Annotated in this window: 13 protein-coding genes and 5 tRNA genes; 1 reads left to right on the top strand and 17 read right to left on the bottom strand. The window is 53.6% G+C overall.

Going from position 1 to position 16,042, the window contains the following annotated elements:
* Positions 1-122 precede the first annotated feature (122 nt).
* The 12 genes from motX to C9I92_RS24425 form a co-directional block, all read right to left on the bottom strand.
* Positions 123-749, bottom strand: a complete 627-nt coding sequence (motX, locus tag C9I92_RS24480; RefSeq protein ID WP_047887595.1) for a flagellar protein MotX — start codon at positions 747-749, stop codon at positions 123-125.
* A gap of 166 nt (positions 750-915) precedes the next feature.
* Positions 916-2,214, bottom strand: a complete 1,299-nt coding sequence (locus C9I92_RS24475) for an adenylosuccinate synthase (protein WP_047887594.1) — start codon at positions 2,212-2,214, stop codon at positions 916-918.
* Positions 2,215-2,331: 117 nt separating this feature from the next.
* A complete protein-coding gene (locus tag C9I92_RS24470) occupies positions 2,332-2,526 on the bottom strand; it encodes a DUF2065 domain-containing protein (RefSeq protein ID WP_047887593.1) in 195 nt (64 codons plus the stop codon).
* 97 nt (positions 2,527-2,623) lie between these two features.
* Positions 2,624-3,619 carry a protease modulator HflC gene (hflC, locus tag C9I92_RS24465; RefSeq protein WP_047887592.1) on the bottom strand — a complete coding sequence of 332 codons (996 nt, stop codon included), beginning with the start codon at positions 3,617-3,619 and terminating at the stop codon, positions 2,624-2,626.
* A gap of 2 nt (positions 3,620-3,621) precedes the next feature.
* Entirely contained in the window at positions 3,622-4,779 is a 1,158-nt protein-coding gene (gene hflK / locus C9I92_RS24460; protein WP_047887591.1) for an FtsH protease activity modulator HflK, read from the bottom strand.
* Between the two features lie 57 nt (positions 4,780-4,836).
* Entirely contained in the window at positions 4,837-6,126 is a 1,290-nt protein-coding gene (gene hflX / locus C9I92_RS24455) for a ribosome rescue GTPase HflX (RefSeq protein WP_047887590.1), read from the bottom strand.
* A 26-nt stretch (positions 6,127-6,152) separates the two neighbouring features.
* Complete coding sequence (gene hfq, locus C9I92_RS24450) at positions 6,153-6,419, bottom strand: RNA chaperone Hfq (RefSeq protein WP_047887589.1); 267 nt, start codon at positions 6,417-6,419, stop codon at positions 6,153-6,155.
* Between the two features lie 86 nt (positions 6,420-6,505).
* Positions 6,506-7,441, bottom strand: a complete 936-nt coding sequence (miaA, locus tag C9I92_RS24445; RefSeq protein ID WP_047887588.1) for a tRNA (adenosine(37)-N6)-dimethylallyltransferase MiaA — start codon at positions 7,439-7,441, stop codon at positions 6,506-6,508.
* On the bottom strand, positions 7,434-9,638 hold the full coding sequence (mutL, locus tag C9I92_RS24440; RefSeq protein ID WP_047887587.1) for a DNA mismatch repair endonuclease MutL: 2,205 nt from the start codon (positions 9,636-9,638) through the stop codon (positions 7,434-7,436). Before mutL ends, miaA begins: the two co-directional genes overlap by 8 nt.
* 2 nt (positions 9,639-9,640) lie before the next feature.
* Positions 9,641-11,359, bottom strand: coding sequence for an N-acetylmuramoyl-L-alanine amidase (locus C9I92_RS24435; protein WP_047887586.1), 1,719 nt, complete (start codon positions 11,357-11,359; stop codon positions 9,641-9,643).
* A 4-nt stretch (positions 11,360-11,363) separates the two neighbouring features.
* Entirely contained in the window at positions 11,364-11,828 is a 465-nt protein-coding gene (gene tsaE / locus C9I92_RS24430) for a tRNA (adenosine(37)-N6)-threonylcarbamoyltransferase complex ATPase subunit type 1 TsaE (RefSeq protein ID WP_047887585.1), read from the bottom strand.
* Between the two features lie 8 nt (positions 11,829-11,836).
* Positions 11,837-13,324, bottom strand: coding sequence for a bifunctional ADP-dependent NAD(P)H-hydrate dehydratase/NAD(P)H-hydrate epimerase (locus tag C9I92_RS24425; RefSeq protein WP_047887584.1), 1,488 nt, complete (start codon positions 13,322-13,324; stop codon positions 11,837-11,839).
* Positions 13,325-13,491: 167 nt separating this feature from the next.
* Here C9I92_RS24425 and queG point away from each other — a divergent pair, with 167 nt between their 5' ends.
* Positions 13,492-14,652 carry a tRNA epoxyqueuosine(34) reductase QueG gene (gene queG, locus C9I92_RS24420; RefSeq protein WP_047887583.1) on the top strand — a complete coding sequence of 387 codons (1,161 nt, stop codon included), beginning with the start codon at positions 13,492-13,494 and terminating at the stop codon, positions 14,650-14,652.
* A gap of 817 nt (positions 14,653-15,469) precedes the next feature.
* On the opposite strand, the gene C9I92_RS24415 is transcribed toward queG, so the two are convergent.
* The 5 genes from C9I92_RS24415 to C9I92_RS24395 all read right to left on the bottom strand — a co-directional run bounded on the left by C9I92_RS24415 (position 15,470) and on the right by C9I92_RS24395 (position 16,025).
* A tRNA-Met gene (locus C9I92_RS24415) sits at positions 15,470-15,546 on the bottom strand.
* Between the two features lie 41 nt (positions 15,547-15,587).
* Positions 15,588-15,678 (bottom strand) — tRNA-Gly (locus C9I92_RS24410).
* A gap of 35 nt (positions 15,679-15,713) precedes the next feature.
* A tRNA-Gly gene (locus tag C9I92_RS24405) sits at positions 15,714-15,804 on the bottom strand.
* Between the two features lie 34 nt (positions 15,805-15,838).
* Positions 15,839-15,914: transfer RNA gene (locus tag C9I92_RS24400), tRNA-Gly, on the bottom strand.
* Between the two features lie 35 nt (positions 15,915-15,949).
* A tRNA-Gly gene (locus C9I92_RS24395) sits at positions 15,950-16,025 on the bottom strand.
* Positions 16,026-16,042: the final 17 nt, after the last annotated feature.

Raw genomic sequence — 16,042 nt, 5'->3', positions numbered from 1 at the left:
AAAAAGAGAAGCCATTGGCTTCTCTTTTTTTGGTCGCAGAGCGTCTTTTTCATCGTCTTTTCAGCATGTCGCGGATGGCATGCTCGGCCATCGCCATCACACGGTCGGACTCCCCACCGGTATTACCAGAAGGTCTCCCGCCGTTTGGCGCGGGCAATCACATTTGCCGGCATGCGCTGCTCAAGATTGCGCCTCAGCTTCGTGATTCGCGAGTGGATCTGCTGACTGCCCGTCGCGGTGTTATACAGCCAACGATAGGCATCCTCAAAATCGAGCGGACTGCCGTAATCAGACAGCAGCAGCTCCGCCAGCAAAATACGGGCATTCACATGCCCCATCGCCGCCGCTTCGCGCAGATACGGAATCGCCCGCTCCTGATCCTGCTGCACCAGCTTGCCTTCCGCGTAATAGCGCCCTAACTGCTCCAGCGCTGCCGGAGAGCCTTGCTGTGCCGCCGCCTGCATGTAGTGCACTCCCAGCGTCACATTCCGCGGGACACACACCCCCCAGGCCAGCATGTCGCCGTAAAGGAACTGGAAAGACGGCGATTCAACCCGGATAGCCCGGGCTTCAATGTCCTGCACCAGCTGACAGTCATCCGCTTTCACCTGCTGCAGATGGCGATTTTCAGCAAACAGCCTACTCAGCTCGTTGTCGGTGTACACAGGTACAGCATCCCCCACCTCTTCCAATGCGTGGGCAGGTGTGGCAGCCAGCAATGTGATAAGTAACAGGGATCGCAACGTCATGAAGGGCTCTCTATCCGAACGTAACTTGTGTATCGGCGGAGCGGGCGCAGACTTTAGGGAAAATCCGCAGGGACTGACGGTAACGCGGCAGGATTTCGGAACCCAAATCACAGACACAAAAAAGCCAGCCCGAAGGCTGGCTTTGACAAGGCATCAAACCTGACGATTATTCACCGTATGGGTGAACTTTGATGATCGTCTCGTTACGATCCGGGCCGGTAGAGATGATATCAACCGGTACACCAGTCAGCTCTTCCAGACGCGCGATGTAGTTCAGCGCCGTCTGTGGCAGTTCGTCCAGAGTTTTCACACCGAAAGTGCTCTCAGTCCAGCCAGGCATCGTTTCGTAGATTGGTGTGACGTTCTCGTATGCATCTGCCGCCATTGGAGATACTTCCAGAACCGTACCATCAGCCAGTTGGTAACCCGTACAGATCTTGATTTCTTCCAGGCCGTCCATCACGTCCAGCTTGGTCAGACAGAAACCAGAGATTGAGTTGATTTGTACTGCACGACGCATTGCAACAGCATCGAACCAGCCACAACGGCGCTTACGGCCAGTTGTTGCACCAAATTCGTTACCTTTCACACCCAGGTGTTCGCCAACATCGTCAAACAGCTCAGTCGGGAATGGGCCAGCACCTACGCGAGTACAGTAAGCCTTCGCGATACCCAGGATGTAACCCAGGTGACGAGGACCAAAACCAGAACCAGCAGCCACACCACCAGCAGTCGTGTTAGAAGACGTTACGTATGGGTAAGTACCGTGGTCGATGTCCAGCAGTGTGCCTTGTGCACCTTCGAACATGATCTTGTCACCACGCTTACGCGCGTCGTCCAGCTCCTGAGTCACGTCAATCACCATAGACGTCAGGATATCAGCCTGTGCCATGATCGCTGCCAGCACGTCATCGTAGCTAACAGGCTCAGCATTGTAGTAATGCTCAAGCTGGAAGTTATGGTAAGCCATAACTTCTTTCAGTTTCTCAGCAAAGGCTTCTTTGTCGAACAGGTCGCCTACACGAAGACCGCGGCGAGCCACTTTATCTTCGTACGCAGGACCAATACCGCGGCCTGTTGTACCGATCGCTTTCTTACCACGCGCCAGTTCACGCGCCTGATCAAGAGCAATGTGGTATGGCAGAATTAGCGGACAAGCTTCAGAAAGGAACAGACGTTCACGAACAGGAATACCACGCTCTTCCAGCTGGCCCATTTCTTTCATCAGAGCGTCTGGGGAAAGGACAACACCGTTACCGATGATGCATTTCACGTTGTTGCGTAGAATACCTGATGGGATCAGGTGAAGAACCGTTTTCTCACCGTCAATGACCAGTGTATGACCCGCGTTGTGGCCACCTTGGTAGCGCACTACATACTTCGCATCTTCGGTCAAAAGATCAACGATCTTTCCCTTACCTTCGTCACCCCACTGGGTGCCAAGAACGACTACATTGTTTGCCATCTTTCTTCGTCTATCAGTAGTTAAAAAGGGATTCTAGCACCTTACTCGACGCCTTGCAGTCATTTTTTGACCATGTACGCGCGCACGCCAGTCCTGCTCAGGCTTCGTCAGTGCCTATTACAGTCTAGTGTACATAATGTAAGCGACCACACTCCCGGCAACCACCAGGCACCCGCCAATACGGCGCAGGGTATTGTCATCCTGCTGACTGAGCTGGCTCACCATCTCCCGCCACCCCCGAGGAGCCAGCAACGGCCCCAGCCCCTCAAAGACCAACACCAGGCCCAGGGCCAGCCATATTGCATTACTCATTCGTTCTCTCCTAAGCTAAACCGGAAAATTATACGCCTGAATAAAAAGCAAAAAAAAGCAAGACCGAAGTCTTGCCTTTTCAACCGGGATTCCGCGCTTAGTTGGCGGCTTTCGATTCGTTCATGTACTGGAAGAAATCACTGTTAGGATCCACAACCAGAATGTCGTTCTTCGAGTTAAAGCTGTTTTCGTACGCTTTCAGAGAACGCAGGAAGTTATAGAATTCAGGATTCTTGTTGAATGCCTGAGCATAAATTTCTGCGGTTTGTGCGTCAGCGTTACCCCTTACGACACGCGCTTCACGGTCAGCCTCAGACAGAATTTTCGCTACTTCCAGCTCAGACTGGGCGCGAATGACTTCAGCCTTCTCACGGCCTTGAGAACGGTGCTTACGAGCAACCGACTCACGCTCGGCACGCATACGACGGTAGATAGACTCACTGATCTCGTCCGGCAGGTTGATTTTCTTCATTCGGAAGTCAACCACATCCACACCGAGGTCTTTCTTGGCACTGATCTGAATGTCCGCCAGTACGTTCGCCATGACCTGATCACGCTGGCCTTCCACTGTCTTACGAGGTGCCACTTCCGCCACAATCTCAGTAGCAGGAGCCGTTTCGTCAGACACCAGGTTCGCGTTATCGGCTTTCTGGCTACGCTCAGGACCTGACACGATCTGCTTAATTTCACGTGAACCGATTTCAGCACGCAGGCTGTCGACCACTTTACGCTTCAGCAGAGCTTGTGCCGTAGAGGCATCACCACCACCGGTCGCCAGGTAGTACTGACCGAAATCTTCAATACGCCATTTAACATAGGTATCGATGATCACGTCTTTTTTCTCTGACGTTACGAAACGGTCAGCCTGATCGTCCATCGTCTGAATGCGGGCATCCAGCGTACGTACGCGGTCAAAAACCGGCACTTTAAAATGCAGGCCCGGCTCGTAAATACGAGCGACATCGGTATCAGCATCTTTCAGGATACGACCGAAACGCAGCACAATACCGCGCTCGCCTTCCTGCACCACGAACATTGACATCAGCAACGTCGCGATGAAAATCACGATAACCGGGATCATTAACTTACGCATAATTAATATCTCCCTTGACGGCCTGTCTCGCCACGCGGCGCAGCAGAGACCGGAGCGGTTTCAACTTTCTCCAGCTCAATGTCGTAATTCACTGATGAGCTGCTGCTGGCTGGCTGAGTCTTCTGCTGAGTCGGGTTGACCAGCTTATCCAGTGGCAGGTACAACAAATTGCCGCTCGACTTAGAATCAACCATGACCTTACTGGTGTTCGCGTACACGCGTTCCATGGTTTCAAGGTACAGACGGTTGCGGGTAACTTCTTTCGCCGCCATGTACTGAGGCAGAAGTTTCTCGAACTGTGCCACTTCACCCAGCGCACCGTTGATTACACGCTCAGAGTAACCTTCCGCTTCTTTCTTGATACGCTCCGCACGACCGGTCGCTTTCGGCAAGATATCATTGCTGTAAGCTTCCGCTTCACGTACGAAACGTTCCTCATCCTCGCGAGCCGCAATCGCGTCATCAAACGCATCTTTGACCGCTTCTGGCGGACGAGCAGACTGGAAGTTCACATCCACGACCAGCAGACCCATGTCGTATTTCTGGATGATGCTATCGATCGCTTCCTGCGTGTTGGAACGGATCACCTGACGACCAGTCGTCAGCGCTTCGTCCATGGTCGAGTCACCGATCACTGCACGCAGTGCAGAGTCTGTGGCCTGACGCAGGCTGTCATCCGCATTAGATACACTGAACAGGTATTTCTGCGGTTCTGCCACACGGTACTGAACATCCATCTCAACTTTCAGGACGTTCTCGTCTTTCGTCAGCATCAGACCTGAGCTACGCAACGAGCGAATAGCCTGAACGTTAACTGGTGTCACTTCGTCGATAAACGTTGGTTTCCAGTTCAGGCCCGGATCGACCATCTCATAGAATTTACCAAAACGCAGTACCACACCGCGCTCAGCTTCACCAATGGTGTAGAAGCCGGAGAAGCCCCACACCGCTGTAGCTAATACCGCAATCGCCCCCAAACCGGCAACGCTACCACCCGTTGAAGGCCCTTTTTTATTCCCCAAAAAGCCACCAAATTTTCGACTCAGTTTCGAGAAAACTTCATCGAGATCCGGCGGACCTTGATCACGACCACCGCGATTATTGTTCCCCCAAGGGTCCTTATCGCGGCCGCCGTTGTTTCCAGGCTCATTCCACGCCATTATAGAACTCCATCAATATGATATGACGACAGTTTTTTTTATTACTCTAGCAGTCCATTAAGCAACGATAAAGTCATCTAACGAAGTACTTTCCCTTTTTTGCAACCGAGACCACTCTGCTAACGGCAGGCGAATATCGATTTTGAGACTGCCGTCAGTGTCGTATTCTTCACTGATAATGCAGCCCATTTGGTAAAACTTACTGCGGATCCTGCCGATGTACTGAGGCGGAACCCGTAATGTATGCTTCACCATGGTGCCTGACAGACGTTCCGTCAGGGCTTCAAACAACAGATCGATACCCTGACCGTCGATTGCCGAAACCCATACCCGACGTGGTACGCCGTCATCGTCTCGTTCAATGCGCGGCTCCGCACCTTCCAGGTTGTCGATTTTATTCATCACAACCAGAGAAGGCACTTCATTGGCTTCGATCTCTTCCAGCACGGTGTCTACCGCTTCGATGTTCTCACGGAAGCGATCGTCACTGGCATCCACCACGTGCAGCAACAGGGTTGCATCCTGGGTTTCTTTCAATGTTGCTTTAAACGCTGCGACCAGATCGTGCGGCAGGTGCCGGATAAATCCCACGGTATCGGCCAGAATCGTGGTTCCGACATCCGCCACGTCAATTTTTCGCAGCGTCGGATCCAGCGTGGCAAACAATTGGTCAGCGGCATACACCCCAGCATCCGTCACCCGGTTAAACAGGGTGGATTTACCGGCGTTGGTATAACCGACCAGCGAGATCGTCGGTATCTCTGCCCGGTTACGGGCCCGGCGCCCCTGATCACGCTGCTTGGCCACTTTGTCCAAACGACGCAAAATCGTCTTAATCCGCTCACGGAGTAAGCGGCGGTCAGTTTCCAGCTGCGTTTCACCCGGACCACGTAAGCCAATCCCGCCTTTCTGTCGTTCAAGGTGGGTCCAACCCCGGATTAATCGAGTGGAGATATGGCGTAGCTGGGCGAGCTCTACCTGCAGTTTACCCTCGTGGGTGCGTGCACGCTGAGCAAAGATGTCAAGGATAAGACCGGTTCGGTCCAGCACCCTGCACTTGCAGATCTGCTCCAGATTTCGCTCTTGCGCTGGAGAAAGAGAGTGGTTGAATAGAACAATTTCGGCCCCTTCGGCCCGAACTGCTTCGGCAATTTCCTGCGCTTTACCTTCTCCCACGTAATATTTAGGGTGGGGAGTTTTACGACTACCTGTTACCACACGTAGCGCATTGACTCCCGCGGAGGAGACCAGCATTTCAAATTCGCTTAAGTCTTCCCACTCCCCTTCTTGCGTGAAGTTGATATGAACAAGAATTGCCTGCTCACCGGATTCATAACGGTCAAACAAGCAATCAACTCCTTAATGAAGAATGATTATTCTTCAGTTTTTTCCTGGGCACGATCAGATGGCTGACGATCACCGGCGTGGTGATGGTTTACTGGACGCGCCGGCACAACAGTCGAAATCGCGTGCTTGTATACCATCTGGTTTACCGTGTTTTTCAGAAGGATCACAAACTGATCAAAAGACTCAATCTGACCCTGCAGCTTGATGCCGTTGACCAGGTAGATTGATACAGGGATTCTTTCACGACGCAAAGCGTTCAAAAACGGGTCTTGCAGAGATTGCCCCTTAGCCATTATTTCTTTTCCTTATTTGTTTGTAGTTGTAGTTAGCAACGAACAAAATTAAAAATACGCAAAACAGTAGTGAGTATACACGTTAATCAACCCGCACATCTAACTGAGTTTGTGACGGTTTGTAACGCTTTGTCCACGTCCCCACTGTCCAACCACGTCAACTCATTCCAGCTTCTCAGCCAGGTGATCTGACGTTTCGCCAATTGACGGGTGGCGCAGATGCCGCGGAACACCGCTTCATCCAGGCTGCACTGCCCGTCCAAATATTCCCACATCTGGCGGTACCCCACACAGCGTATTGAAGGCAGATCCGGATGCAGATCTCCCCGTTCATACAAAGCACGAACTTCCTGTTCAAAACCTGCTTCGATCATCTTGTCAAAACGCTGTTCTATCCGCCGATGTAGAATAGCCCTATCCATGGGAGTAATTGCAAATTGGTGAACCCGGTATGGCAGGGATTCACCTTGAGTTTTCGTAAGCTCAGTTAAAGTTTTACCCGAAATACGAAAAACTTCCAATGCCCGTGACAGCCGCTGCGGATCATTCGGGTGAATGCGAGCTCCGGAGACCGGATCAATCCGCTTTAGCTCATCGTGCAAGGCCTGCCAGCCTTTTTCTGCTGCCTCCAACTCGATACCGGCACGAATGGCCGGATCAGCCGCCGGCAACGGGGACAACCCTTCCAGCAAAGCTTTGTAATACAACATAGTGCCGCCAACCAGCAGGGGGATCCGTCCCGCAGCCACTATATCAGCCATTTCTTTCAGTGCATCAGCACGAAAGTCCGCGGCTGAATAACTTTGCGCTGGATCACGAATATCAATCAACCGGTGCGGTGCCTGCGCCAACTCTGTGGCATCAGGCTTGGCTGTACCAATATCCATCCCTTTATAGATAAGGGCGGAGTCAACGCTTATCAACTCGACCGGTAGCTGCTGGCGCAAGCGAATCGCCAGATCAGTTTTGCCCGAAGCCGTCGGGCCCATCAAAAATATCGCCTGTGGAAGTGGCTTAGTCATAATCAAATGCTTCTATTGCTGCGGCCAAATCAACCGGGCGCAGCAGTTCAGAGTAATAGTGTTCAAGATCAGCGCCCCACAGCTGTTCCAGTTCCGTAACCAGCTGAATGGCCTGCGACAGGCTGAAGGCCTGTGGTGCCAGTACCAGTTGGCGACTCATCCAGTCCAGCAGTTTGTCCCAGCCCTGGGCTTGTGGATCGTCAGCCACGGCCGCCAGGTATCCCAAAAGCATCGGGATCAGTTGCTGCAGGTTTTGCTGCCGCAGCGGTTGGCTGACCGATAAAATCACGATATGTTGCGTTCCCTTCGCTTTCAGCTGAATGCCCAGCTGTTTGAGCAAGAGCGCGTGCTGTTCTGCACAGTCTAACATACTTGGCTCAACCGGTAAGGCATGCGGGATCAGCAATGGCTGGGGCTTGAGACCTTCTGACTGCGCCATCCGCAACTGGCCTTTGCAACGCAAATGCGCCGCCCGCTCCAGAGACAGCAAAGCGACGCCTTCATCACGGCTCAACAGCAGGTATTTGCCAGCGACCATACACAGGGCTTTACCCAGCCCGATCCCGTTACTGCCGTCGACGGCATTTTGCGACAACGCAGTCGAAGCCGTTACGCGGGCGGGCATCGCTGCCGCCGGCACAGCCGAAGGTGGCTGACTGGCTGCCGGGCGTACGGACGAGCTTGGCTCGCGGCCAGAAGGCGACGACATCACCGGTCGCACATCAGCCGAGGTCGAGCGTTCAGAGGCAGGGCGGGCTGATGCCGCACTGTCATAGTGGCTAGCCGGCCTTTCCGCTGACTCTGCCGTTTGCAGCAGACGTTGATACGCAGCGACTTCCTGCGGCGACGGCCCGTCTTCGCCTCGCGAACGCGACGTGGCAGGGCTACCTGACGGACGCGTAAAGGCTTCCGGTCGCATCTGCTCCCGGGACGGTACTGACGGCTCTCTCGGTCCGGTCCCTCGGCCGTTGTCTTCTGACGATGGCGCGCTGGCTCGCCCAGTGCCGGATCCTGATGATGGCATCCAGTCTTTGGTTGGTGCTTTGTTCGGGTAATCCGGCGTACGCGCTGCCGCAGCCAGTGATACTGAGGGTTCTTCAACCTGATACGACGCACTCTGCGACGCCGGGTAAGCGGGCGACGGTGTGGCTTGAGCGCTGGCACGTGGCGCCGGCACCTGAAAATTGGCTGCCTCGCCAGCCCCTTCAATCAGAGCGCTTTGCAGCCCCTGACAAATAAAATCATGCACCAGGCGCGCCTGATGGAAACGGACCTCGTGTTTGGCCGGATGGACATTGACATCAACCTGATGCGGGTCGACCTCGATAAACAAGACATACGCCGCGTACTGATCCGGGGCTAGGCTGGTTTCGTAAGCCTGACGAATGGCATGGTTGATCAGCTTGTCTTTCATCATCCGACCGTTGACATAACAGTACTGGATATCATTTTGCGACCGTGCACCTTGCGGCGTGCAGATCCAACCAGTCAGTTTAAAGCCGCCATGCTCCAGCTCGACCGCCAGCGCATGGTCCAAAAACGGTCCACCGCAAATCGCCGCCAACCGGCGCTCTTTTTGAATCTGGGTCGTTGCCGCCCGGTACTGACGGATCATTTTGCCGTTATGGCGCAGGTTAAAACTGACGTCCATCCGGCTGAGGGCAATCCGCTTGAGCAGCTCATCAATATGGCCGAATTCAGTTTTTTCAGTGCGGAGGAATTTGCGGCGGGCAGGGGTATTAAAAAACAGATCCAGCACTTCCAGGGTGGTGCCGACCGGGTGTGCCGCAGGCTTGAGCTGGACTTCCATATCCCGGCCTTCCGCATAGGCAGACCAGGCTTCTTCCTGCGCCACTGTGCGCGAGGTCAGGGTCAGGCGGGACACCGAGCTGATACTGGCCAGTGCTTCTCCCCGAAAGCCAAGACTGAGGATCGCTTCCAGATCATCCAGCGTAGCAATTTTTGAGGTCGCATGCCGGCTCAGCGCCAGCGACAACTCATCCTTGGGAATACCACAGCCGTTATCCCGAATGCGGATCGTCCGGCTGCCCCCTTTATCGATATCGATGTCTATCCGGGTTGCACCGGCATCGAGGCTGTTTTCGACCAGCTCTTTGACCACCGATGCGGGCCGTTCTACCACCTCACCGGCCGCAATCTGGTTCGCCAATCGGGCTGGCAAGATCTGAATTGGCATAATTAACTGCTTGGAATAGTAAGTTTTTGTCCAACAGCCAGCTTGTCTGAACGCAACTGATTCACTTCACGCAGACGGTTTACACTGACCCCATAATGAGCCGCGATCTTACCGAGAAATTCACCACGCTGCACGGTATGATGAATCACTTCAGTTTGAGGGGCCGGACTGCCCTGATTCGCATTAATCTTCAGTTTCTGTCCGACCATTACATTGTCGGACTTCAGTTTGTTCAGTTCCCGAATACTGGCCACAGACACGCCGTAGTTAGCGGCAATTTTGCCCAGAAACTCGCCGCGCTTAACGGTGTGGGTCACCAACTTGACCGGCGTAGCCGGCGGCGGTGCTGCCGCAATCGACTGCGGCAGCTTGCCCGGAATCACCAGCACCTGACCAATATTGACACTATTGGACTTAAGGCTGTTGGCACTTTTTATCGCCGACACACTGGTGTCATACTTGGCAGCAATCACACTGAGTGACTGGCCTTTGGCCACCTTGTGTTTGATCCCCTGTTTACGCGAGGCAAACAGCGTTCCTTCCGGCGGCTTTTCGTTAAAGTACGCCAAGACACCACGATAAACCGCATCAGCCAGTTTGCGCTGATGGCCTTTCGTGTTCAGCAGCCGCTCTTCACTCGGGTTGGTAATAAACCCGGTTTCAACCAGCAGTGACGGAATATCCGGTGATTTCAGTACCGCCAAACTGGCATGCTCCGGCCGGTTCTTATGCAGCGTCGTCACTTTGCTCAGCTCTTTAAGCACCCGGTTGGCCACATCATAGCCTTCTTTTTGCGAGTGGCTGAATTGTAAATCCAGCACGGCCATGCTCAGGTACTGATCTTCATTGTTGGCTGACAGCACATCACCGCCACCCAGCAACTCTGACTGCTTCTCGTGCTTTTCCAACCAGCGGCCAATTTCGGTGTTCGCCCGGCGGGTGTTCAGTACCCAAACCGAGGCACCACGCGGTTGCGGCTTGTGGAAACCATCAGCATGGATTGAGACCAGCAGATGCGCTTTGTTCTTGCGGGCGATCTCCGAACGCTTATTCAGGTTCACAAAATAGTCGCCGCGCCGGGTCAGGACAGCTCGCATCCCCGGGGTCGCATTGATGCGCGCCACTACCTTTTGCGCGATGTCCATGGTCACGTTTTTCTCATAAAGACGGCTTGGCCCGATAGAGCCAGGATCTTCACCGCCGTGTCCCGGGTCAATGGCCACAACAATATCGTCCGTCCCAAAAGGCAGGATGGCCTTCTGGTTCGCCACCGGGTTCGAGTTTTTCGCTTCGGGCTCAGCCTGTTTTACACTGGCCTTGCCGTGCGGCAGGTCGACCACCAGACGGTGCCCATAGTGCCCGTCCGGCGTCGGGGCCAGCTTAAATACATTGGGGGTCAGGCTCTTCTTTATCTCGAAGACCAAACGATAGGTGCCATCTTCCGGTGCGCCACTGCTACGAACCTGGCTCAGAACGGCGCTGTCTTGCACCGCCATTGGCAATTTGGTTTTCAGCGTGGTTTTTTTGAGATCCACCACCAGGCGATCCGGTTTGGTCAGGGTAAAGTAGCTGTAATCCACCTCCTCTCCCATATCCAGCACCACCCGGGTTTCATCCGGCGACGGCCAGACCCGGATCCCACTTAAATCATTGGCCAGCACCTGGGTACAAAAAAGCCCAGCCCCTAAAACTACAGCATGAAATAAAGCCCGTAACGACATCCTATCAACACAACTCCAAACGTTTGATCAGTTCACTACCGTATTCATTGTTCGCTGTGATGGTGACTTTGCGTTGCTCACCTTCGTAACGCATGTCCAGATCCAGATCCGGCGCAGGAAGCAGGCCACCCCCTTTTTCCGGCCATTCGACCAGACAAATGGCATCCGCCGAGAAGTAATCACGAATACCCATAAACTCCAGCTCTTCAGGATCCGCCAGACGGTACAAATCAAAGTGGTACACCTGCCAAGGTGGCAGTTCATAAGGCTCAACCAGCGTATACGTCGGGCTTTTTACGTTACCGGTATGACCCAAGGCACGAATAAAGCCACGGCTAAACGTGGTTTTTCCTGCACCCAGATCACCGTGCAGGTAAATAGTAGTTTGTCGCTGGCAGGCCTGAGCTAACTGCTGGCCCAACGCAACTGTCGCCTGTTCATCGGCAAGCAGGGTTTCAAATGTTTGCATTCTTTTCTTTATCTTGGGTTTACTTGTTGTCGAATATAGGGGAATAAATCACTGGGCAGCATACCACGCTCCCCGGCTTCTGCGCATGCATCTGCTGCGCGGGCATGTACCCAAACACCGATTCGGGCCGCTTCCGCCAGAGATAGTCCCTGGCCGAGTAAAGCACCTATCACGCCGGACAGTACATCGCCCATTCCCCCCGTCGCCATTCCCGGATTCCCTGCCGGGCAAAGCCAATGCTGCACACCATCATAAATCAGGCTTCCCGCACCTTTGAGCACTACCACCCCGCCATACTGCTTGTGCAGGGCATGGGTGGCAGCAAAACGGTCCTGCTCAATGTCAGCAACCGTGCAACCGAGTAAGCGTGCAGCTTCACCTGGGTGAGGAGTAATTATACGATTATTTTTATAGTCTGGTGAAAGGGCTAATAAGTTCAATCCATCAGCGTCAAGCACCATAGGTTTCTCGGTATCTGCCAGATGGAAATACAGCGCACGGCTCCAGTCAGTTTGCCCGAGCCCTGGCCCGAGAACCAGCACATCAGCCCAGTGCAGTCGTTCTTCTGCTTCGTGGGCCTTGTCTTGCCAGCCCCGCGCCATTATCTCAGGAACCGCTGTCACAATTGACAGTACATTGTCAGGTTGGGTGAGCACCGCCGTCAGCCCTGCTCCTGCCCTTGCCGCCGCTTCCGCCGCCAGACGAATAGCCCCCCCCATCCCGGCATCGCCACCGGCCAGCAGGATCCGGCCATGATCCCCTTTATGAGCGGTCCGTTTGCGGCAAGGCAGTACGAGCATGACATCATTATCAGAAACTACCTGTACCGAAGGTTGCTGCTGCGCATCAAATGCAGCCGCAACCCCGAGCCCCGCCAATATCAGTTGCCCGGTGTACGCGGCGGCCTGCCCGGTCAGCAGCCCTTGCTTACAGCCAATGAAAGTGACCGTGATCCTGGCTTGGATCGCACTCCCAAGCACCCGGCCGGTATCAGCGCACAATCCGGAGGGAATATCCACCGCCACAACCGGCAAAGCACTCTGGTTGATCGCAAGGATCGTAGCGGCCGCATCAGATCGTACGGATCCGGACAGTCCGGTTCCCAGCAACGCATCAACCACCACATCCACCGTTTCGGGTACCGATGCTTCTGGTGCTGAAATGGTGCCGCCAACAGCCAGCCAGGCATCCCGCGCGATGGCCGCATCCCCCTGCAGCCGGTCAGCATCCCCTTGCTGCCAGAGTGACACTTGAAAGCCAGCCGTTTGTGCCAGCCGGGCTACAATATATCCGTCTCCTCCATTATTCCCGCCACCACAGCACACCAAGAGATGGAGGGCATCCGGAAATGAACGGCAAAGCGTTGCAAATACCGCCTCACCAGCCCGCTCCATCAACTGGTACATTGCTACCTGACAAGCTTTGGCAGCCTTAACCTCACCCTGTCGCACCTGCGCGGCGGTATAGAGCCGACGCGGCCACACTGTTGACGCCATCCCGATCTCCTTTCATCCGGTTCTTTCTTTGCAAGATAGTGCCGAAATCCCGTTCGGCTGACAATGGATCCCGCAGATCGCCCGACAGACTTTTACCGGAATTTTTCCTCAACATTCACCATGATTGTGGTAGACTTCCGCCCCCAATTCACCAGGGATCCTATGTAATGACCATCGACTACCGCGATCTTGCCAACCACATCAAGCAATGGGGCCAGGAATTAGGCTTCCAGCAGGTGGGCATCTGCGATGTCGATCTAAGCCGTCATGAAGCACAGCTGCAACGTTGGCTGGACGCAGGTTATCACGGGGAGATGGACTGGATGGCCCGCCACGGCATGATGCGTGCCCGGCCAGCAGAACTGTTGCCGGGAACCGTTCGGGTGATCAGTGTGCGGATGAATTATCTGCCACCCGAAGCGGGATTTGCCCAAAGCCTCGGTCAACCAGATACCGCCTACGTCAGCCGCTATTCCCTGGGACGTGACTACCACAAGCTCATCCGTAACCGACTCAAGCAGTTGGGGCAAAAAATCGAAGCGGCCGTCGGTCAGTTCGGTTATCGCCCTTTCGTGGATTCCGCCCCGATTCTGGAGCGCCCTCTGGCTGAAAAGGCTGGGTTGGGCTGGACTGGCAAGCACTCTCTGATTCTCAACGAACACGCAGGCTCCTGGTTCTTTCTGGGTGAACTGCTTATCGACCTGCCCCTGCCTGTCGACACCCCGGTAGAAAACCAATGCGGTAAATGTGTGGCCTGTATGACCAGCTGCCCCACAGGGGCGATTGTGGAAGAAGGGGTCATTGATGCCAGACGCTGTATTTCTTATCTGACCATTGAATTTGATGGGGTGATTCCGGAAGAGTTTCGCGAGCCGATCGGTAATCGCATCTACGGTTGCGATGACTGCCAGCTGGTGTGCCCCTTCAACCGTTACGCCGATGTCACGGAAGAGCAAGACTACCACTGCCGGGAAAGCCTGTATCAGCAACCTCTGGCCACCTTATTTCAGTGGGATGAAAATCAATTTCTGAAAAATACCGAAGGTTCTGCGATCCGACGTATCGGACATGTGCAATGGCTACGTAATATCGCCATCGCTATGGGTAATGCCCCATATAGCACAGAGCTTGTTCAGGCGTTAGAACAGCGGCTTGGCGAGCACGAACTGCTGGACGTTCACATTCAGTGGGCGCTGGGCAAGCAACATGAACGTGTAAACCAGGCCAATCAGCTCCCTCATCTCACAGCACAACGTATTGAGGTTTTACCGGCTAAAACACGGCGCCTTATTCGTATTGTAGAAAAAGGATTGCCACGCGATGCGTAGGCTGCGAATAATCCGGCTATCGTGTTGCAACCTGATTAACACAGATTGAGAGTTGAGTCAGTCTTATGGGGAAATGTGGAAAACATTTTCATTTGAGCGTATTTATACCCAGATGAAAATATTAAACACAGCTCTGACGGGTAGGTGCTGAAAAAGTTATTCAGTCATCCACATAGTGGATCAGGTTGTATATAAACCTTGAGCAACCCAACAAAAAACCATACAAAACAACACCTTAAACTGTTGATAAGTTTTATATGTTTTCCGGACATCGAAATAAAAAAAAGATAAATACAGACTTGTTCACACGCTATCGGCACACGTAATCAACTGACTTACCCACAAGTTATAGATGTGGATAACTCTGTGCATGATCCGGTTATTTCTTGCCGAAAACTTCTCTTAAACCCAAGCGCCGCCAAGGTTTGAAGCCTATCTGTCTGGAAGAGGAAGGACTGAGATATCACATACCCTCTGTTGGTAACTTTCTGGAACGAAGACAGTTATCAAGTAAAGAGCGCATGTTGCCATCTGGCACTGGCCACAGAGCATCATGAATTGTGAACAAATGCACGCAATCGTCAGATCGCATGCTCAATTCATTGATGATGTGTTGAAGCTGAAAAGCTTCTTCGGTTCCAGTAACTCCCGTTATGGAACATTGACGCAACACACAAGGCTACCGGTTATCGAATACCCCAGGAATGCTGCAATGGAACTAATACTTCACAGTAGTAGCTGTGCCGGTCTCCTGATTTATGCACAAGAGCGGCAACAATGGAGTGCAATGGTTACTTGACCAAAGCTCTCAAGAATTTGGTTGCGGGGGCCGGATTTGAACCGACGACCTTCGGGTTATGAGCCCGACGAGCTACCAAGCTGCTCCACCCCGCGTCCGTATTGTGTCACCGTTAAGCACGATGAAGGCTATAAACTGGAGCGACACACGAGGTTCCCGATCTTCGAGGAACTTGGCGTGACCTCAACCTTGGCAAGGTTGCGCTCTACCAACTGAGCTAGTGTCGCAATCGTCACCGTTAAGCACGATGAAAGCTGTAATTTGGAGCGACACACGAGGTTCCCGATCTTCGAGGAACTTGGCGTGACCTCAACCTTGGCAAGGTTGCGCTCTACCAACTGAGCTAGTGTCGCAATCGTCACCGTTAAGCACGATGAAAGCTGTATTTGGAGCGACACACGAGGTTCGAACTCGTGACCTCAACCTTGGCAAGGTTGCGCTCTACCAACTGAGCTAGTGTCGCAATCGTCACCGTTAAGCACGATGAAAGCTGTAATTTGGAGCGACACACGAGGTTCGAACTCGTGACCTCAACCTTGGCAAGGTTGCGCTCTACCAACTGAGCTAGTGTCGCATCGTCACCGTTAAGCA

This window comes from Photobacterium ganghwense (assembly GCF_003025595.1).
In the GTDB taxonomy this organism is placed as follows: domain Bacteria; phylum Pseudomonadota; class Gammaproteobacteria; order Enterobacterales; family Vibrionaceae; genus Photobacterium; species Photobacterium ganghwense.
This window is presented reverse-complemented; position numbering and strand designations above follow the sequence as displayed.

What these genes read in the sequence shown, in the direction of transcription:
- motX (WP_047887595.1), bottom strand. Translation starts at nt 749, where the DNA reads ATGACGTTGCGATCCCTGTTACTTATCACATTGCTGGCTGCCACACCT.
- C9I92_RS24475 (WP_047887594.1), bottom strand. Translation starts at nt 2,214, where the DNA reads ATGGCAAACAATGTAGTCGTTCTTGGCACCCAGTGGGGTGACGAAGGT.
- C9I92_RS24470 (WP_047887593.1), bottom strand. Translation starts at nt 2,526, where the DNA reads ATGAGTAATGCAATATGGCTGGCCCTGGGCCTGGTGTTGGTCTTTGAG.
- hflC (WP_047887592.1), bottom strand. Translation starts at nt 3,619, where the DNA reads ATGCGTAAGTTAATGATCCCGGTTATCGTGATTTTCATCGCGACGTTG.
- hflK (WP_047887591.1), bottom strand. Translation starts at nt 4,779, where the DNA reads ATGGCGTGGAATGAGCCTGGAAACAACGGCGGCCGCGATAAGGACCCT.
- hfq (WP_047887589.1), bottom strand. Translation starts at nt 6,419, where the DNA reads ATGGCTAAGGGGCAATCTCTGCAAGACCCGTTTTTGAACGCTTTGCGT.
- miaA (WP_047887588.1), bottom strand. Translation starts at nt 7,441, where the DNA reads ATGACTAAGCCACTTCCACAGGCGATATTTTTGATGGGCCCGACGGCT.
- mutL (WP_047887587.1), bottom strand. Translation starts at nt 9,638, where the DNA reads ATGCCAATTCAGATCTTGCCAGCCCGATTGGCGAACCAGATTGCGGCC.
- C9I92_RS24435 (WP_047887586.1), bottom strand. Translation starts at nt 11,359, where the DNA reads ATGTCGTTACGGGCTTTATTTCATGCTGTAGTTTTAGGGGCTGGGCTT.
- tsaE (WP_047887585.1), bottom strand. Translation starts at nt 11,828, where the DNA reads ATGCAAACATTTGAAACCCTGCTTGCCGATGAACAGGCGACAGTTGCG.
- C9I92_RS24425 (WP_047887584.1), bottom strand. Translation starts at nt 13,324, where the DNA reads ATGGCGTCAACAGTGTGGCCGCGTCGGCTCTATACCGCCGCGCAGGTG.
- queG (WP_047887583.1), top strand. Translation starts at nt 13,492, where the DNA reads ATGACCATCGACTACCGCGATCTTGCCAACCACATCAAGCAATGGGGC.